Here is a 24763-nt window from a genome sequence, read left to right as displayed (position 1 = left end):
GAGATTCCATGTCCGCTGACCTGCTCAAGGCGCTCGGCCTCGCCGCCACCAACTCCGGCACCTATCTCGGCAACGGCGAGTGGTCCAGCGCCACCGGCGCCGGCGTGCTGCAGCCGCTCAATCCGTCGAACAACGACGTCATCGCCGACGTCCAGGCCACCACCGAGCAGGACTACGAAACGGTGATCGCCCGCGCCCAGGCCGCGTTCAAGGTCTGGCGCACCACCCCGGCGCCGCGCCGCGGCGAAGCGGTGCGGCTGTGCGGCGAAGCGCTGCGCAAGCACAAGGACGCGCTGGGTTCGCTGGTCGCGCTGGAAATGGGCAAGAGCAAGCCGGAAGGCGACGGCGAAGTGCAGGAGATGATCGACATCGCCGATTTCGCGGTCGGCCAGAGCCGCATGCTGTACGGCTACACCCTGCATTCGGAGCGCCCCGGCCACCGCATGTACGAGCAGTACCAGCCGCTGGGCCTGGTCGGCATCATCAGCGCGTTCAACTTCCCGGTCGCGGTGTGGAGCTGGAATGCGTTCCTGGCGGCGATCTGCGGCGACATCTGCATCTGGAAGCCGTCCAACAAGACCCCGCTGACCGCGATCGCGTCGATGAAGATCTGCAACGACGCGCTGCGCGACGCCGGCTTCCCGGACATCTTCTTCCTGATCAACGACGCCGGCGTGGCCCTGTCCGAGCGCCTGGTCGAGGACACCCGCATCCCGCTGATCAGCTTCACCGGCTCCACCCAGGTCGGCCGTGTCGTCGCCGAGAAGTGCGCGCGCCGCCTGGGCCGCTGCCTGCTGGAGCTGGGCGGCAACAACGCGATCATTCTCGACGAGAGCGCCGACCTGAAGCTGGCGGTGCCCGGCATCGTGTTCGGCGCGGTCGGCACCGCCGGCCAGCGCTGCACCACCACGCGCCGGCTGATCGTGCACGAATCGATCTACGACAACGTGCTGGCGACGCTGGTCAAGGCCTACAAGCAGGTCGAAGGCAAGATCGGCGATCCCACCGACCCGGCCAACCTGATGGGCCCGCTGAACAGCCGCGGCGCGGTCGAGCAGTTCCTGGACTCGATCGCCAAGGCCAAGGCCGCCGGCGGCACCGTCGAGACCGGTGGCACCGCGATAGACCGTCCGGGCAACTTCGTGCTGCCGGCCATCGTCACCGGCCTGAAGAACAGCGACGAGGTCGTCCAGCACGAGACCTTCGCGCCGATCCTGTACGTGATGAAGTACAGCACACTGGACGAGGCCATCGACATGCAGAACGGCGTGCCGCAGGGCCTGTCCTCGTCGATCTTCACCCAGAACCTGAAGGCGGCGGAGAAGTTCCTGTCCGCGGCCGGTAGCGACTGCGGCATCGCCAACGTCAACATCGGCACCTCCGGCGCCGAGATCGGCGGCGCCTTCGGCGGCGAGAAGGACACCGGCGGCGGCCGCGAGTCCGGCTCGGATGCGTGGAAGGTGTACATGCGCCGGCAGACCAACACGATCAACTACTCCGACTCGCTGCCGCTGGCGCAGGGCATCAAGTTCGATCTGTGACGCGGTGAGCGCGGCGGCCCGCACCCTGCGGCCGCCGCTCCTTTCCTTCTGCAAGGAGCGACAGCGATGAGTCAGGTGCGCGAAACCAATTCCCTCGCGGTGGTCAGCCTGGTCGCCGGGATCCTCGGCTGGACCCTGATGCCGGTGCTGGGCAGCCTCGGCGCGATCATCACCGGGCACCTGGCCCGCGCGGAGATCCGTCGCCAGCCGCACCGTTTCCAGGGCGATGGCCTGGCGGTCGGCGGACTGATCCTGGGCTGGACCGCGGTGGTGCTGGCGGTCCTGGCGGTCCTGGCCTTCGTGCTGTTCTTCGGGGGGCTGGCGTGGTTCGCCAGCACCCAGTCGTGAGCCGGGACGCCGCCGCGCCACGCGAGCGCTTCAGCGACCGCGTCGCCGACTACGTGCGCTACCGCCCCAGCTATCCGCCGGCCCTGCTCGACTGGGTGCACGGCGAGCTGGGCGTGGCGCGCGACGCGCTGGTCGCCGACATCGGCGCCGGCACCGGGATCTCCACGCGCCTGTTCCTGCAGGCCGGGCACCCGACCCTGGCGGTGGAGCCGAACGCGGCGATGCGCGAGGCCGCAGTGGCGCTGCTGCGCGACCTGCCGGGCTTCCGCGCCATCGACGGCAGCGCAGAAGCCACCACCCTGGCCGACGCCAGCGTCGATATGATCAGCGCCGCCCAGGCCTTCCACTGGTTCGACCTGGAGGCGGTGCGCCGCGAATGGGCGCGGGTGCTGCGTCCCGGTGGCCTGGCGCTGGTGTACTGGAATTCGCGCCTGCTCGACGCCACGCCGTTCCTGGAGGGCTACGAGCAGTTGCTGCTGGAATACGGCACCGACTACAGCGCGGTGGCCGAGCGCTACCACGACGATGCCACCATGCAGCGCTGGTTCGGCGCCGGCCTGCGCGGCACCGCGCAGTTCTCCAACGAGCAGCGCATGGATTTCGAGGCGCTGCGCGGACGCCTGCTGTCGTCCTCCTACGCGCCGCTGCCCGGCCACCCGCGCCACGCGCCGATGCTGGAGGCGTTGCGCGCGCTGTTCGACCGGCACCAGCGCGACGGCGTCGTCGCGTTCCATTACCGCACCCGCGCCTTCGCCGGGACGCTGAACTGAGCCACGCCATGTATTCCCTCGCCCGACCGTTCCTGTTCGCCTTCGACGCCGAGCGCGCGCATGCCCTGGGCCTGCGCGCGATCGAGCTGGCCTACCGCACCGGCACCAATCCGCTGCTGGCGCGCACGATCGCGCCGATGCCCACGCGCGCCTTCGGCCTGGATTTCCCCAACCCGGTCGGGCTGGCCGCGGGCCTGGACAAGAACGGCGAGCACATCGACGCGCTGTTGGCACTGGGTTTCGGCTTCGTCGAGATCGGCACCGTCACCCCGCGCGCGCAGGCCGGCAACCCGCAGCCGCGCATGTTCCGCCTGCCGCGGCAGCAAGCGGTGATCAACCGCATGGGCTTCAACAACCTGGGTGTGGATGCGCTGGTGCGCAACGTCGAGCGCGCGCGGCGCCGGCGCGGCCTGCTCGGGATCAATATCGGAAAGAACAAGGACACCCCGAACGAAGACGCCGCGTCCGACTATCTGCACTGCCTGGAGAAGGTCTACGCGCTGGCCGACTACGTCGTCGTCAACATCTCCTCGCCCAACACCGCCGGCCTGCGCGAGCTGCAGGAGGAACAGGCGCTGCGGCAGTTGATCGCGAGGCTACGCGAGGCGCAGGAAGCGCTGGCCGCGCGTCACGGCAAGCGCGTGCCGATGCTGGTCAAGGTGGCGCCGGACCTGAGCGACAGCGACATCGATGCGGCGGCACGGGTGCTGTCGGACCTGCAGGTGGACGGGGTGATCGCCACCAACACCACCGTCGCCCGTCCCGGCCTGGAGCACGAGCCGCTGGGAGGCGAAAGCGGCGGCCTGTCCGGCGCGCCGCTGCTGGGCCAGTCCACCCTGGTGCTGCGCCGCTTGCGCGCGCGCCTGCCCGAGAGCGTCCCGCTGATCGGCGTCGGCGGCATCCTCTCCGGTGCCGACGCGGTGGCCAAGATGGCCGCCGGCGCGGCGCTGGTGCAGTGCTACAGCGGGCTGGTGTTCCGCGGGCCGGAACTGATCGGCGAGTGCGTGGAAGCGATGCGTCGGCGCCGTGAAGCGCCCAGCCGCGGCGCCGTGGCCGCGCCATGAGCACGACGGCCTGGTCGCTCACCGCGCAGGCGCCGCTGCAGGCGCTCAACACCTTCCACGTCGCCGCACAGGCGCCGTGGCTGCTGCAGATCTTCGCGCCCGAGGCGCTGCCCGAGGCGCTGCTGGCGCCGGAGCTAGCCGGCGCCGCGCTGCTGCCGCTGGGCAGTGGCAGCAACATGCTGTTCGCCGGCGATGCGCCCGGGGTGGTGCTGTGCTTCGCCAACCGCAGCATCGACACCCTCGAACACCGTGCCGACTACGCCATCGTCCGCGCCGGTGCCGGGGTGGGCTGGCACGAACTGGTGATGTGGTCGCTGGCGCAAGGGTTGTCCGGCCTGGAGAACCTGGCGCTGATCCCGGGCACGGTCGGCGCCGCGCCGATCCAGAACATCGGCGCCTACGGCGTGCAGATGGGCGAGTTCGTGCACGTGGTCGAGGCCTACGACCGCGCCGATGCGCGCTTCGTGCGGCTGGATGCGGCCGCCTGCGAGTTCGGCTACCGCGACAGCCTGTTCAAGCGCCAGCCCGACCGTTATCTGATCGCCGCGGTGGAGTTCAACCTGCCGCGGCTGCACGCGCTGCGCCTGGACTACGCCGGCATCGGCGAGGAGCTGCAGGCCATGGGCATCGCCACGCCCGGCGCGCCCGACGTGGCCCAGGCGGTGATCAACATCCGCCGACGCAAGCTGCCTGATCCGGACGTGCTCGGCAACGCCGGCAGCTTCTTCAAGAACCCGCTGCTGCCGCTGGAACAGGCACTGGCGCTGCAGCACGAACACCCGGCATTGCCGGTGTTTCCCGGCGACGACGACAGCCAGCGCAAGCTGTCGGCGGCGTGGCTGATCGAGGCCTGCGGCTGGAAGGGCTACCGCGAGGGCGATGCCGGCGTGTCCGCCGCGCACGCGCTGGTGCTGGTCAACCACGGCCAGGCCAGCGGTGCCGAGCTGCTGGAGCTGGCGCGGCGCATTACCGCCTCGGTGCGCGAGCGCTTCGGCGTGGTCCTGGAACCGGAACCGCGCATCGTCGGCGCACAGTGGTAGCCGCACCCACGCCGCTGCGCGCGGCGCTGCTGATGCTGGCCAGTACGATGGCCTTCGGGCTGATGGTGGTGGCGATCCGGTTGGCCTCGGCGCAGCTGTCCACGCTGCAGATCGCCTTCTTCCGCAACCTGTTCGGACTGCTGTTCCTGCTGCCGATGCTGTTGCGCCCGGGGCGGCCGTGGCCGCGCACCGCGCAACTGCCGCGCTACCTGCTGCGCACCGCGATCGGCCTGGTGTCGATGCTGGCCGGGTTCTGGGCGATCGGCCACCTGCCGCTGTCGCAGGCCATGGCCCTGTCCTATTCCACCCCGCTGTTCGCGACCCTGGCCGCCGCGCTGTGGCTGGGCGAGACGGTGCGCATGCGGCGCTGGCTGGCGGTGCTGTGCGGCTTCGTCGGGGTGCTGCTGATCGTGCGCCCCGGCGCTGCCGCGTTCAGCCCCGGCACCCTGGTCGCGGTGCTGGCGGCGGTGATGAGCGCCCTGGTCGCGATCCAGATCAAGCAACTGGCACGGGTGGACGCCGCCAACACGGTGGTGTTCTACACCTACGTGTTCTGGGTGCCGATGTCGCTGCTGCCGGCGCTGTTCGTGTGGCGCTGGCCGCACGGCATCGAATGGCTGTGGCTGCTGGCCACCGGCCTCTTCGGCACCCTGGGGCAGTTGCTGTGGACGCATGCACTGCGCCTGGGCGAAGTCTCCGCGCTGACCCCGATCAGCTTCACCCAGCTGCCGCTGGTGGCGCTGTTCGGCTGGTGGCTGTTCGACGAAACCCCGGACGGCGGCACCGTGCTGGGCGCGCTGGTGATCCTCGGCGCCAACGCGTACATCGCCCACCGCGAGGCGGTGCTGGCCCGGCGTGCGGCGCGCGTCGGCACCGGCACGCCACCGACGCTGGACGCCTGAATGCCGCGCATGAGGCCGCGACGCACCCGGCCTTCGCGGCCATCGCCGACCCAGGCGCAGCAGCGCGCGGTCGCTGCACGCGGCCGATGCCGCTACCATCCTCGCGCACTCGACACGGCGGCAAGCGGCGCACGATGAAGACCATCGGCATGATCGGCGGCATGAGCTGGGAATCCACCCTGCCCTACTACCGGCACATCAATGAGACGGTGCGCGCACAGCTGGGCGGACTGCATTCGGCCAAGCTCCTGCTGCACAGCGTGGACTTCCACGAGATCGCGCAGTACCAGCGCGACGGCGACTGGGATGCGGCCGGTACCGCACTGGCGGCGTCGGCGCGCGCACTGCAGGCCGGCGGTGCCGATTTCCTGGTGCTGTGCACCAACACCATGCATTGCGTGGCCGACGCGATCGCCGCCGCGGTCCCGCTGCCGCTGCTGCATATCGCCGATGCCACCGCCGATGCGTTGCAGGCCGCCGGCATCGTCCGCGTCGGCCTGCTCGGCACGCGCTTCACCATGGAGCAGGCGTTCTACCGCGAACGGCTGCAACGGCGCGGCTTCGAGGTACTGATCCCGGATGCGCCGGCGCGCGAGGACGTGCACCGCATCATCTACGAGGAACTGTGCCAGGGCGTGGTCCAGGCGCCGTCACGGCTGCGCTACCGCGAAGTGATCGCGGCGCTGCAGGCGCAAGGCGCGGAGGCAGTGATCCTGGGCTGCACCGAGATCGGATTGCTGGTCGGCCCGGCCGACGCGGCGGTGCCGCTGTTCGATACGACCGCGCTGCACGCGCGGGCCGCTGCCTTGTACAGCCTGGCCTAGCGATGCGTAGCCAGGCCGCACCTGCCGCCGCCATCGTCCCGCGCCACGACGTCAGTGCTCCGCGCGGCTGGGCGCCGTTCCGGCTGAGCGCCCTGCTGGTCCTGGCGTTGCTGCTGTGGCCGGCGCTCGGCAGCTGTGCCGTCGCCATTCCGGCGTACACACCGAACGTGGTCGATCCCGCCGGCACGCTCAGCGCGGAGGACACCCAGCGGATCAACGCGGCGCTGCAGCGCCTGCGCGACCGTCAGCACATCTGGGGCGCGGTCTACATCCTGCCATCGCTACAGGACGAACCGATCGAGCGCCTGGCCGAACGCGCCTTCCGCACCTGGCGGCTCGGCCGGCAAGGCAGCGACAACGGCCTGCTGCTGGTGCTGGCGATGCAGGACCGGCGTTCGCGCTTCGAAGTCGGCTACGGCCTGGAAGGCGTGCTGCCCGACGTGGTCGCGCGGCACGCACTGGACGACTACCTGGCGCCGCGCCTGCGCCACGGCGACACCGCCGATGCGATCGTGGCCGCGTTCGACTTCATGGGCCGCGCCGCTGCGCAGGATCCGGAGGCCATCGCCGAACTGGCGCAACCGGCCGACGACGGCATGCACTGGCGGCGCGGCGCCATCGCCTGGGCCGGCCTGCTGGTGCTGGTGTGGCTGCTGCTGCCGCTGCGCCAGGCCTGGACCGGCTATCTGCGCAGGCGCCTGCTGCGGCGGCACCCGCGCCTGTCGGCCAAGCCCGAGGAACTGGTCCAGGACAGCGCACGTGGCGGTTTCTTGGCATGGTTCATCCGCCTGTTCCTCAGCGCCAACCCCGGCATCTTCGTGGTGCTGCTGTCGGCCAAGTCGATGACGATGACGGTGATCTTCCTGGCGCTGGAACTGCTGATCCTGGTGCTGACCCTGGCCATCGCCGCGCAGCGCTACCGCTCGCCGCAGCGCTACAGCCGCTTCGTGCAGGCGCAGGCGCGAAAGCGCAATGCGCTGATCCGCAAGGGCCATATCGCCGAGACCGCCCCCGGGGTATTCGCCTACACCGCCAGCTACCACGCCGCCCAGGCGGCCAAGGAACGCGCCGCGGCGGAGTCCGCAGGATCGTCATCGTCCTCGTCCTCCTCGTCTTCGTCCTCCAGCAGCGATTCGTCCTCCGGCGGCGGCAGCTCCGGCGGCGGCGGCGCGAGTTCTAGCTGGTAGAGCGCGGCGACGTCCCCGCGCTGGCGTCAGCGCGCGTCGGTGGCGGCCAGCGCGCGCCGCGCCCGCCAACGCGGCCGGCGTTCGCCGCGGAACAGCAGCAGGTACAGCCCCACCACCCAGACCAGGGCCGCGCTCCAGCCGCCGAGGATGTCCGAGGGGTAATGCACGCCCAGGTACACCCGCGACACACCGACCAATAGGGTGAAACTGCCGGCCAGCCACAGCACCGGCCAGCGCCAGCGGGTGCGCCAGCTCAGCGCGATCAATACCGCCGCCAGGGTCATCGAACCCATTGCGTGGCCGCTGGGGAAACTGAAGGTGTGGTGCTCCGGCGCGATCGACTCCCACAGGCTGGGCCGGTCGCGCTGGAAGAACTGCTTGGCGCCCATGTTCAGCAGCGCCGAGCCGATGAAGGACAGGGCGGCGAACAGCGCCTCGCGCCAGCGGCGCAGGCCCAGCAGCACCAGCACGATCAGCGTGTCCAGCGGGATCACGCCGTACTGGTAGCCGGCCTCGGTGACCACGGTGAAGAAGCGGTCCCAGCCGGGGCTGGTCAGGCCGCGCATGCTCCACAGCAGCGGCTCATCGAAATAGAGGTCTTCGAGTGCGTGCACGTCCTCGGCCAGCATCACGAACACGCCCAACGGCAGCAGCACCCCCGCGAACAGCAGCACCACGCGCCAGGCGTTCAACCGCAGCCAGCGGCGCAGGCCGGCCGCCTCGGCGGCGGACTCACCCGGTGCGGCGGACATAGGTACGTTCGACGTAGTCGTCGATCAGCGCGACGAACTCGTGGGCGATGTTCTCGCCGCGCAGGGTCACCTTCTTCTCGCCGTCGATGAACACCGGCGCGGCCGGTGCCTCGCCGGTGCCCGGCAGCGAGATGCCGATGTTGGCGTGGCGCGACTCGCCCGGCCCGTTGACCACGCAGCCCATCACCGCCAGAGTCATGCTCTCGGCGCCGGGATGGGTCACCTTCCACTCCGGCATCTTCGCGCGGACGTGGTTCTGCACCACCTTGGCCAGTTCCTGGAAGAACTCGGAGGTGGTGCGGCCGCAGCCCGGGCAGGCTGTGACCAGCGGAGTGAAGGCGCGCTGGCCAGTGGTCTGCAGCAGTTCCTGGGCGACGATCACTTCCTGCGTGCGCGACTGCCCCGGCTCCGGGGTCAGCGAGATGCGGATGGTGTCGCCGATGCCTTCCTGCAGCAGCACCGCCAGCGCCGCGCTGGAGGCGACGATGCCCTTGCTGCCGATGCCGGCCTCGGTGAGGCCCAGGTGCAGGGCGAAGTCCGAGCGCTGCGCCAGGTCGCGGTACACCGCGATCAGCTCCTGCACGCCGCTGACCTTGCAGCTGAGCACGATGCGGTCGCGGCCCAGGCCCAGTTCCACCGCACGCTCGGCCGAGTCCAGCGCCGAACGGATCAGCGCCTCGCGCAGCACCCGGCCGGCGTCCCACGGCACGTCGCGCCGCGAGTTCTCGTCCATCAGTTGCGCGGCCAGCGCCTGGTCCAGCGAACCCCAGTTCGCGCCGATGCGCACCGGTTTGTCGTACTTCAGCGCGAACTCGATCAGCTGCGCGAACTGGGTGTCCTTCTTCTTGCCGAAGCCGACGTTGCCGGGATTGATCCGGTACTTGGCCAGCGCCTCGGCGCAGGCCGGCTCGGCGGCCAGCAACTGATGGCCGTTGTAGTGGAAGTCGCCGATCAGCGGCACCTCGATGCCCATCATCCGCAGCTTGTCGACGATGCGCGGGATCGCCGCGGCCGACTCGGGATTGTTGACGGTCAGGCGCACCAGTTCCGAGCCGGCGCGCCACAGTTCGGCCACCTGCTTGACCGAGGAGGCGACGTCGGCAGTGTCGGTGTTGGTCATCGACTGCACCACCACCGGCTTGCCGCCGCCCATGGTGACGCCGCCGATGCGGACCGGCTGGGTGAGACGGCGCGCCCAGGGCGCGGCATCGGCGGGGGGCGTGGGGCGGCTGACGGCGTCGTACATGCGCCCATTTTAGCCTGCGCGGCACGTCCTGCCGCACGCGCCGGCACCGGCGATTCAGCGAGACCGGTGACGCTGCGACGGTTTGTCGCAGGCAGGCCCCCGGTCCAGCGCATACGATGCGCAGCATGGATTCCACCGACGCCTCCTTCCTGCGCACCCTGTGCAGCCTGCGCTGGCTGGCCACCGCCGGCCAGGCCGCGACGATCCTGGTGGCGACCTGGCCGCTGCAGCTGCCGCTGCCGCAGGCGCCGCTGTGGGCCGGCGTGGCGGTGCTGGCGCTGTTCAACCTGTACGCGCAACTGCGCCTGCGCCATGCCGACTCGGCCGCGCCGGCCACCGCCTTCGGCCACATCCTGGTCGACGTGACCGTGCTGACCTGGATGGTCGGCTGGAGCGGCGGCATCGGCAATGCCTTCGGCTCGCTGTTCCTGGTGCTGATCGCGCTGGCGGTGCTGGCCCTGCCGCTGCGCTGGGCGCTGGCGGTGGCGCTGGCCTGCGTGGCCGGCTATGCGGTCAGCGCGCTGTTCGGCCTGCCTCTGCCGCACGGCCCCTATCAGGCGCTGGACCTGCAGCGCTGGGGCATGGCCGCCAACTTCCTGCTGTCCACGGTGGTGGTGCTGGTGTTCTCCACCCGCCTGGCGATGGCCATGCGCGAACGCGAGCGCGAGCTGGCACTGCTGCGCGAGCGCTTCACCCGCAACGAGGGCATCGTCGCCCTGGCCACCCATGCTGCGTCGGTGGCGCACGAGCTGAACACGCCGCTGGCGACGATGACCCTGCTCACCGACGACATCGCCGAACAGAGCCAGCAGCCGGAACTGCGTGAAGACCTGGACACGCTGCGCGAACTGCTGGTGCAGTGCCGCGAACGGGTGCTGGCGCTGGCCGCCCCCGCGCAGCGCGCCGGCGGCCAGACCGTATCGCTGACGCAGGTGCTGCATCAGTGGCAGTTGGTACGGCCCACCGTGCGCCTGCGCCGCAACGACGACGCGCCGCTGCAACTGCGCATGGAAAGCGCCATCGGCCACCTGCTGCAGGTGCTGCTGAACAACGCCGCCGACGCCGGCGAACGCGCCGGCCACCCGCAGGTGGACCTGACCGTGCGCGTCACCGGCAGCGAACTGGTCGGCGAGGTCCGCGACTACGGCGGCGGCTTCGACGCCAACCAGGTCGGCCTGCCGGCCACCCTGTTCCGCAGCGGCAAGCCCGAGAGCATGGGTGTGGGCCTGGCGCTGTCGCACGCGACCATCGAACGCCTGGGCGGCGAGCTGTGGACCGAGCCGGCACCGGACCACGGCGCCCGGGTCGGCTTCCGCCTGCCGCTGCTCGCCCTGGAGACCTCCGCATGAACACCGACACCCCGCTGGGCCTGCTGGTCGACGACGATCCGCTGTACCTGCGCACCCTGCAGCGCACCCTCGCCCGCCGCGGCCTGGAGACGCGCACCGCCGACAGCGCCGCCGCCGCGCTGGCGCTGGCCGCCGAGGCGCCGCCGGACTACGCGCTGATCGACCTGAAGCTCGGCGACGAATCCGGCCTGGCGCTGATCCAGCCGCTGCGCGCGATCCGGGGCGACATGCGCATCCTGCTGGTCACCGGCTACGCCAGCATCGCCACCGCGGTGGAGGCGATCAAGCTCGGCGCCGACGACTACCTGCCCAAGCCGGCCACCGTGCCGATGATCCTGCGCGCGATCGGCCTGGAGGCCGAGGAAGAGGAAGACGAGGACGGCAGCGACGTGCCGGACGCGATGACCCCGCTCAGCCGCCTGCAGTGGGAACACATCCAGCAGGCCATGCACGAGACCGGCGGCAACGTCTCCGCCGCTGCGCGGCTACTCGGCATGCACCGCCGCTCGCTGCAGCGCAAGCTGGCCAAGCGGCCCAGCCCACAGCGCGACCCGCCACGCTGAACCGGGCGGCAGCGTAGACACCGGTGTAGACACCGGTCCGGCCGGCGCTCAAGTCCCCTGGTGCCGGGCCGCTAATTCGGTATGTTGAAATCACCCCCACCCGCCTTGCTGGACGAGCCGCAACGGCTCAGCGCCCTGCGCCAGCTGTGCCTGCTGGACACGCCCGCCGACCATGTCTTCGATCTGGTCACGCAGCTGGCGTCCCGCTACCTGCGGGTGCCGATCGCACTGGTCTCGCTGATCGACGAACAGCGCCAGTGGTTCAAGTCCCGGGTCGGCCTGGAGGCTGCGCAAACGCCGCGCAGCCAGGCGTTCTGCGCGCATGCGATCCATAGCCCGGAACTGATGTTCGTGCCCGATGCGCGCCAGGATCCGCGCTTCCGCGACAACCCGCTGGTCACCGGCCCGCCGTTCATCCGCTTCTACGCCGGTGCGCCGCTGCTGATGGCCGACGGCGCCAGCCTCGGCACGCTGTGCGTGATCGACAGCGAGCCGCGCCACGAGTTCGACGAGGTCGCGCGCCGCACCCTGCAGGACCTGCGCGACCTGCTGATGGTCCGCATCGACACGCTGCGCAACAGCGGCTTCGTCGATGCGTTGACCGGCCTGCCCAACCGCAGCCGCTTCAACGACGACCTGACCATGTGGCTGTCGCTGCAGACCGCCGACCAGCACGACACGGCGGTGGCGATCGACGTGTGCGGCATCGACTATTTCCGCGACATGGTCAAGGCGCTGGGCTGGGAGTACGCCGAGGGCTACCTGCTGGCCGCGCGCGATCGCCTGCGCCAGGCGCTGGGTAGCCTGCCGCTGTACCGCATCGACACCACCACCTTCGTGTTCATCATGGAAGGCAGCGACACGGCGCATCTTGAGTACTGGTGCGAACACGTCTGCGACGCCTTCGCCGCGGCGATCGACCACCAGGGCATTCCGCATGCGGCCAGCCCCTCGCTGGGCGCGGTGCGCCTGGACGGGGCGCTCAGCGCCAACCACACGGTGCGCTCGCTGACCACCGCGGTGGACATGGCGCGCCAACGCGGGCAGCGCTGGAGCCTGTACGAGCGCAGCCACGACGCCAGCCAGCGCAATGCCTTCCGGATCCTGGCCGCCTTGCCCGAGGCGCTGGAGGCACGGAACCAGCTGAGCCTGCATTACCAGCCGCGGGTGAGCCTGCGTAGTGGCGCATGCGTGGGCGTGGAAGCGCTGCTGCGCTGGCAGCATCCGTTGCTGGGCACGGTGGCGCCGAACGACTTCATTCCCTTGGCGGAAAAGACCGCGCTGATGAGCCGGATCACCGCCTGGGTGCTGCGCACCGGCATCGCCCAGGCGGCGCTGTGGCAACAGCGCGGCTATACCTTCAGTGTGTCGCTGAACGTGTCGGCGGTGGACCTGGAACAGGCCGACTTCATCGCTCGGCTGCAGGCGCTGCTTCAACAGCATGCGCTGGCGCCCGGCGCGCTGGAGATCGAATTCACCGAGAGCGCGATGATCCGCGACCCGCAGCGCGTGGCCGAGCAATTGCAGCAGATCAGCGCGCTCGGGGTGAAGATCGCCATCGACGACTTCGGCACCGGCTACAGCAACCTCGGCTATCTCAAGAACATCCCGGCCAGCGCGCTGAAGATCGACCAGTCGTTCATCCGCGCCCTGCCCGGCAGCCGCAGCGACGGCATGCTGGTGCCGTCGATGATCCATCTCGGCCACGACTTCGGCCAGCAGGTGGTGGCCGAGGGCATCGAGAGCGAAACCGTGTACCGGATGCTGCGCGACTGGGGCTGCGACGAAGGCCAGGGCTACTGGATCGCGCGGCCGATGCCGGCCGACGCGCTCGACGCCTGGCTGGCCGAGCCGTGGCAGGGCGGCGACGCCTGAGCGCGCCGCGCCACGGCCCGCCCGTGGCTCACCAGAACACCGCGTACAACGCCACCAGGATCGCGATCACCGCCGCGGCGCCGAGCTTGAAGCCCAGCGTGGTGCCGTAGCGCACGTCGTCGGTACGGATCAGGTCGCGCGCCGGCGCCTGCGGGGTCAGCAGCGACACCAGCACCGCCGCCACCAGCGACAGAACGAACACCAGGCCGATGCGGTCCATGAACGGCAGTTCCGGCCACAGCTTCTTCAGCGCGAACGACAGCAGCACCGAGCCGATCGCCGCGGTCAACGCGCCGGCCTCGTTGGCGCGCTTCCAGAACAGGCCGAGCATGAAGATCACCACCACGCCCGGGGTGAAGAAGCCGGTGAATTCCTGGATGAACTGGAAGCCCTGGTCGAAATTGCCCAGCAGCGGCCGCGCGGTGAGGATGCCGATCAGCACCGAGGCCACCGCGGCCACGCGGCCGACCCGCACCAACTGCGGCTGGTCGGCCTGCGGGCGGAACTTGGCGTAGAAGTCCAGGGTGAAGATGGTCGCCACCGAGTTGATCTTGGACGCCAGCGAAGCCACGATCGCCGCCACCAGCGCGGCGAACACCAGGCCGAGGATGCCGCTGGGCAGCAGTTGCATCATCGTCGGATAGGCCTGGTCGGGCTTGGCCAGGTCCGGCGCCAGCACCACCGCGGCGATGCCCGGCACCACCACCACCACCGGCATCAGCAGCTTCAGGAACGCGGCGAACACCATGCCCTTCTGCGCCTCGCCGATGTTCTTGGCCGCCAGCGCGCGCTGGATGATGTACTGGTTGAAGCCCCAGTAGCTGATGTTCATCACCCACAGGCCGCCGATCAGCACGCTCAGGCCCGGCAGATCCTTGTAGAACGGGTTGTCCTTGGACAGGATCATGTGGAAATGCTCGGGGTGCGCGTTCCACAGGTGCCGGAAGCCGGCGAGCACGCCGGCACCGTCGCCGATCCGCGACAGGGTCAGGCCGGCGACCAGCAGGCCGCCCAGCACCAGCAGGGTGACCTGCACGATGTCGGTCAGCGCTACCGCCTTCAAGCCGCCGTACAACTGGTAGACCAGCGCGAACACGCCGATCAGCGCCAGCGCCAGCGTCTGGTCCATGCCGGTGACCTGGCTCACCGCGATCGAGCCGAGCCACAGGATCGAGGTCAGGTTGACGAACACGTACAGCAGCAGCCAGAACACCGCCATCAGCGTGCGGATCCACTTGCCGTAGCGCTGCTCCAGGAACTGCGGCATGGTGTAGATGCCGTTGCGCAGGAAGATCGGCAAGAAGAACTTGCCGACGATCAGCAACGTCAGCGCCGCCATCCATTCGTAGGAGGCGATCGCCAGGCCGATCGCGTAGCCGGAGCCGGCCATGCCGATGATCTGCTCGGCGGAGATGTTCGCCGCGATCAACGAGGCGCCGATCGCCCACCACGGCAGGGTCTTGCTGGCCAGGAAGTAGTCCTCGGCACTCTTGCGGTGCCCGGCCTTCTCCCGCGAGACCCATTGCGCGAGCATGAAGATGCCCGCCAGATACACCACCACGATCGCCACATCCAACGTCGCCAGACCCACTGCCTTCTCCTGCGGGCCGCAGCCCGGTTTGCATCGTTGTCCATGACGCCGCCCACCCGGGCGGCGCCGTTCGTATTTGCCATGGCGGCGCGGCGGCCGCCTGCGCCGCCACTCAGCGCAGCGGGCAGTCGACCACGCTCTGCGCGTCGTGGCTGCTGCCCAGCGCGATCCGCGACAGCGAGAGATCCAGCGCGCCGTCGCTCTCGATCAGCGGCAGGCGCTCGAGCCGGGTCACGTCGGCGCCGGCCACCGCGAAGCACTTCAGCGGCACGCCGAGGGTGCGCCACTCGCCCTTGGGCAACGCGGCCAGCGCCTTGCCGAGGTCCAGGCGCGCGCCGCAGTCATGGCCGCAGGCCACGCCGATGCGGGTGGCGGCGCTGGGGGCCGCATCCACCTTCAGGGTCAGGATCAATTGCAGGTCGCCATTGCTCTCGCGCGAGACGTCCAGCGGCTTGGGCAATACCAGCGCCAGCCCCGACTTGCCGGTACCGGACCAGACCAAGCGGCGCGCATCCTCTTGCGCCTTGTAGTCGATCGCGGTGACCTTCAACGACCCGTCGGCCAACGCCGCCGGAAAGGTCGTCGCCGGCAGGTTGGCCTGGGCGCCGCCGAACAGGATCAGGTTGATGCCCGTCGCCGGCTTGCCGCGATCCAGGTACACCCCGCCCACCGCCTGCGCGCCGGAGACGCCGGACACCTCGGACAGGCGGTTCAGATCACCCTTGTCCTCGTAGGTGAGGCCGTAGCCGAAGGCGAATTGCGGGTTGTAGTTCTTCTGCCCGACGTTGTTGGCGAACTGCACCGCGGTGCGCGGCCAGGAGAAGCTCAGCTTGCCGTGGAAATCGTATTGCACGCTGCCGTCGGGCTTGCGCAGCAGCACATCGGCGATGCCGGCACCTTCCGAGCCTGGCAACCAGGCCGCGACGAAGGCATCGGCGGCGTTGATCTCGCGGTTCACCCACAGCGGCCGCCCGCTCAGGAACACCGCCACCACCGGAATGCCCTGCGCCTTCAGCGACTTGATCAACTCCAGGTCGCTGTCGTCGCCGGGCTTGTACAGCAGCGTGGCGATGTCGCCCTGGAACTCGGCGTAGGGATTCTCGCCGAACACCACCACCGCCACGTCCGGCTTGGTCGTGAACTTGCCGTCCACCGCCAGTTCGGCGCTGCCGCCGGCGGCAGTGACCTGTTGCTGCAAGCCTTCCCAGATGGTGGTGCCGTTGGGATAGTCGGCGCGCTTGGTACCGGTGCCCTGCCAGTTCAGGGTCCAGCCGCCGGCCTGCTTGCCCATGTCGTTGGCGCCATCGCCGGCGACCAGCAGCTTGATCTGCGGTTTCAGCGGCAACACCTGCTGCTGGTTCTTCAGCAGCACCAGCGATTCGCGCACCGCCTGCCGCGCTACCGCGCGGTGCTCGGGCGCGCCGAGCAATGCGAACTTGCCGCCGAGCGGGCGCTGCGACGGTTTGCCGGCCTCGAACAGGCCCAGGCGCAGCTTCACCCGCAGGATGCGCCGCACCGCATCGTCCAGCCGCGCCATCGGGATCTCGCCCGACTTCACCGCCTTCAGCGCGTTCTCATAGACGCCCTTCCAACTGTCCGGCGCCATCAGCATGTCGACGCCGGCGTTGAACGCGGCCGGGCAGTCGTCGTTGCGGCAACCGGGCACCTGGCCGTGGCCGTTCCAGTCGCCGACCACGAAGCCGCCGAAATGCATCTGCCCCTTCAGCACGTCGGTCAGCATGGCCTTGTGGCCGTGCATCTTGACCCCGTTGAAGCTGTTGAACGAGGCCATCACCGATTGCGCGCCGGCCGCGATCGCCGGCGGATAGCCGGCGCCGTGGATGTCGCGCAGCTGCTGCTCGCTGATCCGGGTGTCGCCCTGGTCCTTGCCGTCGGTAGTGCCGCCGTCGCCGAGGAAGTGCTTGACCGAGGAGATCACGTGCGTGCCGTCGAGGAAACCGGGCGTGCCGGGCACGCCCTGCAGGCCCTCGACCATCTTGCCGGCGTAGCTGGCCACCACCTCGGGCGATTCGGAATAGCCCTCGTAGGTGCGGCCCCAGCGGTCGTCCTGCGGCACCGCCACGGTCGGGGCGAAGGTCCACTCCATGCCGGTGGTGCGGGTCTCGGCGGCGGTGATCTCGCCGATCTTGCGCATCAATTCCGGGTCGCGCGTCGCGCCCAGGCCGATGTTGTGCGGGAACAGCGTGGCGCCGACGATGTTGCTCTGCCCGTGCACCGCGTCGATGCCGAAGATGATCGGAATCGCCGGGCCGGCACCGTCTTTCTGCATCGACGCCGCGTAATAGGCATCGGCCAGCGCCAGCCATTGCGCCGGGCTGGCGTCGTACTTGCCGCCGGGATCGGAATTGCCGCCGGCCAGCACCGAGCCGATGTGATAGCGGCGCACGTCGTCCGGGGTCATGCTGCCGATGTCGCCCTGCACGGTCTGCCCGACCTTCTGCTCCACCGACATCTGCGCCATCAGCTTGGTGATGCGCGCCTCCAGCGCCGGATCCTCCTTCAGCGGCCAGGCCGGCGACGGCCACAGTTCCGGGTGGATCGGCGGCGGCGCAGGGGCCGGGGCCGCCGTGGCGGGAACCGAGCGGCCCGGAACCGCCGCGACCAGGGCGAGTAGGCCAAGCGCGGCGGCCGCGGCCAGCGCAGTGCGAAGCGGCGCGGTCGCGCCAACAGGCTGTGTGTGCAAGAGACTCCCTCCCAGGAACGGCGAACGCATGCCATGTCGCGGCCGGACCGCACACGCCGAGTGCGGCCGGCGCCTACGCTTCCCGAATCGCCCCAAGCCTGTCAACCGCGCCGCGAGGTATGCCGCGATGCCGCCGGGATATCGGTTGACGCTATAGCGATGGAATACCGGGTTTGCTTGTGGTGTCTGGCATGGACTTGCCTTGCCTCACCAAGATAGACAGCATCGCCGCGGAGATTTTGCTGCATCGCAATAGAACCAACATTGCACGCTGCGCAGATCCGGGACCGCATACCGGCAGATACGCACCTGATCGCTTGCCAGTTCGATGGCCTTCTTCCCCGTCATGGAGCATGGCCGAGTCAGTGACAGTAACGTCTGGTCGGTAATCAATGTCGAATTCAGACGGAGTGGTTCGCTACAGGCCCGACGGCACAAGGACCATTCCTTCTAGATCGAGGCTCTCAGTCGACAGGCGGCGATAATGTCCTTCCATTGCCCGGAGGCAAGCAATGACGCATCGAGATTGACGACATGGTCGTTCTTGCCGAACGCGAACGCATACAACTGATCGAAAAAATCTGGAGAAAAAAAACTTTCATAGTGATTAAAAGCCCCGTCATACATGCACAGGGAGAACCTACAACCCTCCGCATCGAACATGCTTGCCAAGGCCCGATGAATTTCTGCAGAGATCTCATCCGGAGCAGCCACCACGGTCTCGAGAAACAGTACCCCGTTGGGCCAATCGTCGCCAAGCATCATGTAAACGGGCGTTTCGCTCCGCGAATTGATATCGCGCTTCAGTGCTGCATAAGCCGCCTGCAAGGAAACTGCGCCGAAACACCGTAGCACAGAACTAAGAATGTGCTTGCGCCATAAACCGAGAGGAAATCAACGGCACGCATAAATATGACAATCGAAATTATTCATGGTCCATACCCCTTCAGCCAAAAAAAGGATAATACTGACCATCTCATTCCGTAGATCGCTTCAGCAAGCCAAAATCAATGCAAACGGACGCACGTCCACTAGCCTCATTGCACGTACAGAGCCTAATCAGCAAAAAATACACCCACCAAAAGAAGAAGAGCAACAGCCATAGAAAAAAGCCCCACCTCCCACCACAATCTTTATCCGCACTTACATCCGCCCATCATCCAGAACTAGCTAGATTTATTAAATATGAAAATATTGTCATTCCATAACTTAGAGAAATACTCCAAAGGAAATTGCAAGTCCGGGTGACTGCCATCATCAAAAATTAGTCGCCACCAAGGAGTTAGGTATGTAACAGAAACGGCCAGTATGCCGTTATTAACAACATTCAATTTTGAAATAAAAATATTTCGAACGCAATGCACCTCAACTCCATGCCCGATTTTAAAAACCAACCCACCAACGTCGATAAATTTAAAACCACCATCTTCAAAAAATATTATTCGCTTTGGGCCATGCAATATTTTCTCCCAATCAACAAGCCAACCCGCCACATTCAAATCCTTATTGCCAGATGCAAAAAAATTTAACTCCCCACCACCATAGACAAAGACATCCTGCTCTAGCGGATCGTAAACCCTATAACGACGAACCAGTATTTTATTGGCCACAACCACAATTACCTCCGATTCTTCCTGCGCGCGTTGCCGAACCTACTAAGCCGCCTCCGACTAAAACGGATGTCCACCCAACGCTCGTTCTTCCTGCACCAGCAACTATGTCGGCGCCACTCTTTCCTTGCGCCACCAGGCCTTCATATGTGACGGCATGCCAATTTCTCAATGAGTAAGCGAAAGGTCCTCTAAAATAATTCTTCAGAGCGTTTCTTGCGATCACGCTTTCCTCCGCAGACAATCCCAATCTTGGAATCTGACGGGCTTTTGCCACGTAGCCCAATCGACTCAGAGGCATAGCTAAACTATAAACAGTTCCGGCGACTTGCCCACCAGAATAATAACCTGAACATTTTTCAACTGCGCCATTAATATCCCATTGATCCCGGATGTAGTTCGTCAACCCAAATGACAACGAGTCGCCAAAACCTGCTGCCGCATCCACTACCGGCTGGGGAATTGATGGCAAATCAAAAAGACCTAAAGGATCTCCATACATCAATGGAGAACCATGAACGTAGGCATAAGCATTTGCTCCACCGACTAACCCAATGGGGTCCTCACTAACAAAGCGCCCCAAGTTTGGCTGATAATACCGCGCCCGGTAGTAATAAAGCCCGCTCGCATCCCGCTCCCGCCCCGTGTACTGATATGGATTGCTGGTTGCCGTGTTGGCTTGGCTGGTCTGTCCGTAAGGCGTGTAGTCGTAGCGCTGAATCAATGAGCCGCTGGCGTTGGTTAGTGCGCGCGTACTGCCAAGCGCGTCGCTCAGGAAGTACGCACGTCCGCTGGCTTCGTTCCGCGCGTAGCGCTCATCGATGCCAAGTCCGGTCAGGATCGGGTTGACGGTGCCGCCCTGGGTTTCCTGCACCGGATCCACTCCGTCGTACAGATAGCTGATCGTCTGTCCGCCTTCGGTCTTGCTGGTTCGCCGGCCAAGCGGGTCATAGCCGAAACTGGCGATGCTCGCCGTCCCCTGTTTGATTTCGACCAACTGGTCCCGTGCGTTCCAGACGTAGGTGCGCACGCCGTCGGAGATCAGGTTGCCGTTGGCGTCGTAGCTCAGTGTCTGGGCGTCGGCCTGGGTCTGCCGGTTGTTGTCATCGAAGCTGCCGGTGCGTGCGGCCGGTAGCGCCTGCGGGGCGAAGCTGCCGGTCTGCGCCACCAGTTGGCCGACTTGGTCGTAGCCGTAGCCGATCTCGCCCAGGGCCGTGCCATCCGGCTTGAGCCAGGCGATGCCGGTCGTCTGGTTGGCGGTGTTGTAGGCGTACCCGGTCTTGACCCCATTCGGCAAGGTGGTCTCGGTGAGGCGATCGGCGGCGTCATACTCGAACGCCACGGTCTCGCTCCCCTGCAGCAGGGTGCGCAGGCGGTCGACGTCGTCGTAGCGGTACTCCAGCGCCGCCTGGTTGGCCGCGGTCATCTTGGTGCGGCGGCCGACCGCGTCGTATTCGTAGACGATGTTGCCTTGCGGGGTGATGGCCTCGGTGACCTGGTCGAACAGGTCGTATTCCCAACCCAGGGTTCCCGCTGCCGAGTCGACCAGCGCGACGCGGCGGTTGCCGGCGTCGTAGGTGAAGGTCTGAGTGCGCCCATCGGCCTCGGTGACCACTGACAAGCGCCCGAGCACGTCATAAGTGAAAGTCTTTTTCTGGCCCTTGCGGTCCGTGTAGCTCGCGACGCGGTCCATGAAATCATAGGTCCAGGTCTCGGACTGGCCCAGCGCGTCGGTACGCGTCAGCGGACGGTTGCGCTCGTCGTAGGTATAGGTGATGCCGTTGCCGTGCGGCAGCAGGATCGCCAGGACGTTGCCGTTCTTGTCGTAGCCGAATTCGGTCACGTTGCCGGCGGCATCGTAGGCCTTGCTGACCCGGCCAAGCGCGTCGTATTCCTGGCGCGTGGCGTTGCCCTGGTCGTCGCGGCTGCCGGTCACCCGCCCCAGGCCGTCGTACTGGAAGCGCGTGCTGCGCCCCAGCGGATCGACCATGCCGGCCAGGTCGTAGCCGTCGTACTGGAAGGCGATGGTCTGTCCGATGGCATTGGTCGCGCTCAACGGCAGGCCCGCGCCATCGCAGGCGAAGCGGGCCGTACGGCCTCCGGGATCGGTGACCGCGGTCAGGCAGCGGTTGGCGCCGTAGTCCAGGCGCGTCACCCGTCCCAGCGGATCCGTCGCCGACTGCAGGTCGCCGTCGCTGGTGTAGCTGAGGCTGGACACGCGCGCCTGTGCGGTGCCGGCCAGCACCGTGACCTGCAGCGGTCGCCCGCCCGCGTCGTAGCGATACTCGGTGCGACGGCCGAGCGGGTCGATACTGGCGGTGACCTGCCCGTAGGCGTTGCGCTCGAAGCTGTAGGTCTGTTGCTTGTCGGTGCCGTAGGCCAGGATGTCGGTCTTCGGGTAGGCGCTGTTGCCGTCGAACAGGACGCGGCGCTTGCTGCCGTCGGGACTGGTGACGAGGACGCCGGTGGTGCCGCCGTCGACATGCGCGTAGTCGATGACGAAGACACCGCCATCGGCCTGGGTCTGCTTGATCACCCTGCCGGTGGACGCGCCGTTGACGACCTCGAACTCGTTGAGCAGGACGCGCTTGCCGCGCGCGTCGGTGATGGACTGCAGCCGGTGCTGCGCCAGCGCATTGTTCTGGATTTTGGTCTGGTAGGCGTACGCCTTGCTGCCGCCATCGGGGAACCCTACCGTGGCAAGCAGGCCATTGCTGTCGTAGGCATAGGTCCAGCGATTGCCGGCGTTGTCGGTGGCGGCGGCAACGCGATTGCGGGTGTCGTATTCCAGGCCGATGTAGCGCCCGCTGGGCGACACGATGCGCGAGACCAGACCCGCGTCATAAAGCAGTGTGGTGCGATTGCCGTATCGGTCCTCCAGCCAGCGCAGGCGGGTGTCCATGTAGCTGGAGAACTGCATGCGACTGCCGTCGCGCAGGGTGATGCGAAATCCGCGGCCCCAGGGCTGCAACGGGTCCGGATCGTAGACCGATTGCAGCACGGCGCCCGCATACTGCGTGGTCGAACCGGCTTGCCGCCACTCGCCACGCGGGCCGGAGCCGGAGGCCCGATCGAAGCGGATATAGGCGCCGGTCGGCAGCACCAGATCGAGCGAATCGTAGGTGCCGCCCGGATTGTGCAGGTAATAGCCCCAGTTGGACGCGGTGCCGATGCCGAACTCGCGCTGCTTCAGGTCGTGGGGACGGTAGCTGCGCGACAGGCTCAGCGCCGTCACGTCCGCGATCTGCAGATCGGTTTCCGAATGGACGAATTCACCTGTTTTCAAGTCGATGGGATCGGCCGCATTGGCGACGCCGCCGCTACCCGGGGTTCCGCAGCAATGCCCATCCGGCGGCAACCCGGCCTCGCTGGGCGGGTCGTTGCTGGGCACGCTGTACATGCCGCCCATGGTCTGATGCAGGGCGACGCCGGGCTCGGGAACGAAATGCTTGCCGTCGGCCGAGACGGTGCCCTTGCCGTAGACGCGCCAGCCATCGCGCGGGTCGTACATCCAGAAGTTGGCCTGGGTGCCCGCGGCGTAGCCGTCGTAGTTGGGGTAATAGACCTGGATGCCGTTGTTGGCGCCGGGGTCGAGTCCGCGGATCTGCGCGCCACCCGGCTCGACCGTGAAGGCCATCGGATGGTTCTCGGTGACCGGGAACGGTGCACGATTGACCGGCGTCGGCACGATTGCCAGTTCGGTCACCAGGCGGCCCTTGCGATCCAGCACGACGGTGCCCTTGGGAATGCGCAACTGCAGGCCGGGAATGTCCGGGTGGCCAACGACCATGTCCTCCACGGTCGGCGACGGGATCCGGATCTTGTCGCGCGCGGCGATGCGTGGCAGATGCAGCAGATAGCCGAGTTCGTTCAATCGACCCGCGGCGACGTCCGTGCCGACGACGAACTGGCCGTATTCGGCGCCGGTCGTGTTGGCGGTGCTGCCATCGACGTAGAGTTCCTGATGCCCCGCCGGCACATCGAACAAGGTGAACCAGCCGTTCTTGTCGGTGACCGCCCGCTCCTTGCCGATACTGACCTCGACCCCGGCCACGGGTTGCTGATCCACCCGCACCACACGCCCGCGCACCATCGTGACGTGGAAGGTCGCGGCGATGCGCGCGATGCGGGCGTTGTGTTCCGGCTGTTGCGAGGCGCCATAGATGCGCCAGCGGCTGTCGGTATTGTCCTGTCCCGGGTACCAGACGCCGTCCACCAACAGGCCGCGAGCGCGGCACGGCAGAACGTCATTGGCACAGGACGCCGGCGTGCCCGCACCGGTCATGCGCACGCTGGGCGCAGCGACCGCCGCAGCCGGCGCCGCCGTTGCGTGCGCCACCGGCTGTCCGTTGCTGTCGTACGCAGCGGTGCGGAAATCCAGGGCGATCAGCGGCACGGCATCGCCCGAGGCGGCACGCGCACCGTCGACCATCAGGGTGTAACGGGAATCCGGGAACAAGGCCTGACGCGGCTGCACGAACAGCAGACGGCCCTGCTCCACCGGCGCGATACGCACGGCGACGCGTCCCTCCTGACCGACCAGGGTGACGGTGCGCGCGGACAACGTGGGCATGTGCAGCGGACGCGAGAAGCGCAGCGCGAGCCGCGCGGTCGGCGCGACGCCCTCTGCCCCCTGCACAGGCACGCTGCCGGCGAGCCGCGTCGCGCCTGGCGCATCCGCGACGCTGGCCGAGTACGGAAGAAAGGCGCCCGCGAGCGGATCGAACGCGGCATCGCTGGCGATGCGCGTGGCGTTCCGCGACGCCGGCAACGCCACGCGGCCATCGGCAAGCAGGCGCGAGGTTGCGTTGCCGCCGCCCGGCAGATCCGCAGGCAGGGTGATCGCCCGATCACTGGCTTCGTCCCACATCTGCGCGCCGGCGCCATCGCCAGTGCCGCCGGCGAGCAGGAGGCGACCATCGGTCAGTACCGTGGCGGTGTGCCCATAGCGCGCACGCAGGCTTAGCCCGATGGCCGGCTGCACGGAGGCGCTTGCCGGGTCGAACCACACGCCGCCTTCCTGCAATCGGCCCTGGGTATCGCGTCCTCCCCACACCAGCACACGCCCGCTCGGCAGCAACGTGACGCTGGCATCGATACGTACCGACGGCAGCGCGATCTCGCGCGCACGCTGACCGGGCACGCGATGGCGCAGAAAGCGCCCGTCGGGTGCCAGCGCCAGCTCGCTGCCATCGGCCAATGTGGTCGCATGCCACTGCCCGACCACCGCAGGAACCGTGCCGATTCCGATGGCCGGCATGGCCGGCATGGCCGCCGTCGACCAGACCAGTTGCTGGGATGCGGCCGTCGACGCCAGCGCGCCCAGCATCCCGCCCAAGATCACGCTTTTCCATGCGCTGTTGAACCACGTCATATGCTCGCTCCGCTCCATGCCTG

Annotated in this window: 18 protein-coding genes; 11 read left to right on the top strand and 7 right to left on the bottom strand. The window is 67.7% G+C overall.

The genetic code is table 11. The features are described 5' to 3' along the window. The first annotated feature begins 8 nt into the window (after positions 1-8). The 8 genes from amaB (at position 9) to FHR66_RS07775 (ending at position 7676) form a co-directional block, all read left to right on the top strand. Positions 9-1541 carry an L-piperidine-6-carboxylate dehydrogenase gene (gene amaB / locus FHR66_RS07810; RefSeq protein ID WP_160968995.1) on the top strand — a complete coding sequence of 511 codons (1533 nt, stop codon included), beginning with the start codon at positions 9-11 and terminating at the stop codon, positions 1539-1541. Between the two features lie 66 nt (positions 1542-1607). After that, a complete protein-coding gene (locus tag FHR66_RS07805) occupies positions 1608-1889 on the top strand; it encodes a DUF4190 domain-containing protein (protein WP_160968993.1) in 282 nt (93 codons plus the stop codon). Further along, positions 1886-2659: a methyltransferase domain-containing protein gene (locus tag FHR66_RS07800; protein ID WP_160968991.1), complete on the top strand. Its 774-nt coding sequence runs from the start codon at positions 1886-1888 to the stop codon at positions 2657-2659. Before FHR66_RS07805 ends, FHR66_RS07800 begins: the two co-directional genes overlap by 4 nt. Before the next feature lie 8 nt (positions 2660-2667). Further along, positions 2668-3723: a quinone-dependent dihydroorotate dehydrogenase gene (locus tag FHR66_RS07795; RefSeq protein WP_160968989.1), complete on the top strand. Its 1056-nt coding sequence runs from the start codon at positions 2668-2670 to the stop codon at positions 3721-3723. Continuing rightward, positions 3720-4763 (top strand): UDP-N-acetylmuramate dehydrogenase, encoded by a 1044-nt coding sequence (murB, locus tag FHR66_RS07790; RefSeq protein ID WP_160968987.1) that lies wholly within the window; start codon positions 3720-3722, stop codon positions 4761-4763. Before FHR66_RS07795 ends, murB begins: the two co-directional genes overlap by 4 nt. Then, entirely contained in the window at positions 4757-5665 is a 909-nt protein-coding gene (locus FHR66_RS07785; protein WP_317845435.1) for a DMT family transporter, read from the top strand. Before murB ends, FHR66_RS07785 begins: the two co-directional genes overlap by 7 nt. Positions 5666-5751: 86 nt before the next feature. After that, entirely contained in the window at positions 5752-6489 is a 738-nt protein-coding gene (locus FHR66_RS07780) for an aspartate/glutamate racemase family protein (RefSeq protein WP_456361735.1), read from the top strand. A 2-nt stretch (positions 6490-6491) separates the two neighbouring features. Beyond that, on the top strand, positions 6492-7676 hold the full coding sequence (locus FHR66_RS07775; RefSeq protein ID WP_160968983.1) for a TPM domain-containing protein: 1185 nt from the start codon (positions 6492-6494) through the stop codon (positions 7674-7676). 26 nt (positions 7677-7702) lie between these two features. Here the strand turns inward: FHR66_RS07775 and FHR66_RS07770 are convergent, their stop codons facing one another. Next, on the bottom strand, positions 7703-8428 hold the full coding sequence (locus tag FHR66_RS07770) for a phosphatase PAP2 family protein (RefSeq protein ID WP_048489048.1): 726 nt from the start codon (positions 8426-8428) through the stop codon (positions 7703-7705). Then, positions 8409-9674: a flavodoxin-dependent (E)-4-hydroxy-3-methylbut-2-enyl-diphosphate synthase gene (ispG, locus tag FHR66_RS07765; RefSeq protein ID WP_160968981.1), complete on the bottom strand. Its 1266-nt coding sequence runs from the start codon at positions 9672-9674 to the stop codon at positions 8409-8411. The genes FHR66_RS07770 and ispG overlap by 20 nt, the downstream gene beginning before the upstream one ends. A 125-nt stretch (positions 9675-9799) precedes the next feature. Between ispG and FHR66_RS07760 the strand changes: the two genes are divergently transcribed. The 3 genes from FHR66_RS07760 (at position 9800) to FHR66_RS07750 (ending at position 13461) form a co-directional block, all read left to right on the top strand. After that, on the top strand, positions 9800-11023 hold the full coding sequence (locus tag FHR66_RS07760) for an ATP-binding protein (protein WP_167087634.1): 1224 nt from the start codon (positions 9800-9802) through the stop codon (positions 11021-11023). Next, positions 11020-11586 carry a response regulator transcription factor gene (locus FHR66_RS07755; RefSeq protein WP_160968977.1) on the top strand — a complete coding sequence of 189 codons (567 nt, stop codon included), beginning with the start codon at positions 11020-11022 and terminating at the stop codon, positions 11584-11586. The genes FHR66_RS07760 and FHR66_RS07755 overlap by 4 nt, the downstream gene beginning before the upstream one ends. Positions 11587-11667: 81 nt before the next feature. Beyond that, positions 11668-13461, top strand: a complete 1794-nt coding sequence (locus tag FHR66_RS07750) for a sensor domain-containing phosphodiesterase (RefSeq protein WP_208417133.1) — start codon at positions 11668-11670, stop codon at positions 13459-13461. Positions 13462-13489: 28 nt separating this feature from the next. On the opposite strand, the gene FHR66_RS07745 is transcribed toward FHR66_RS07750, so the two are convergent. From FHR66_RS07745 to FHR66_RS07725, 5 genes are all read right to left on the bottom strand, one after another. Further along, the gene (locus tag FHR66_RS07745) at positions 13490-15052 is read right to left on the bottom strand and encodes a sodium/sugar symporter (RefSeq protein ID WP_160968975.1); all 1563 of its coding nucleotides are present in this window, start codon (positions 15050-15052) and stop codon (positions 13490-13492) included. Positions 15053-15164: 112 nt separating this feature from the next. Further along, the gene (locus FHR66_RS07740) at positions 15165-17786 is read right to left on the bottom strand and encodes a glycoside hydrolase family 3 protein (RefSeq protein ID WP_456361734.1); all 2622 of its coding nucleotides are present in this window, start codon (positions 17784-17786) and stop codon (positions 15165-15167) included. A gap of 420 nt (positions 17787-18206) precedes the next feature. Then, complete coding sequence (locus FHR66_RS07735; RefSeq protein WP_160968971.1) at positions 18207-18584, bottom strand: hypothetical protein; 378 nt, start codon at positions 18582-18584, stop codon at positions 18207-18209. Between the two features lie 338 nt (positions 18585-18922). Beyond that, a complete protein-coding gene (locus FHR66_RS07730) occupies positions 18923-19372 on the bottom strand; it encodes a hypothetical protein (protein WP_160968969.1) in 450 nt (149 codons plus the stop codon). Continuing rightward, positions 19356-24740, bottom strand: a complete 5385-nt coding sequence (locus FHR66_RS07725; RefSeq protein ID WP_160968967.1) for an RHS repeat-associated core domain-containing protein — start codon at positions 24738-24740, stop codon at positions 19356-19358. Before FHR66_RS07725 ends, FHR66_RS07730 begins: the two co-directional genes overlap by 17 nt. Positions 24741-24763: the final 23 nt, after the last annotated feature.

The organism is Xanthomonas sp. F4 (assembly GCF_011761895.1).
The sequence above is the reverse complement of the archived record's forward strand: the minus strand, read 5'-3'. Positions and strand labels throughout refer to the sequence as shown.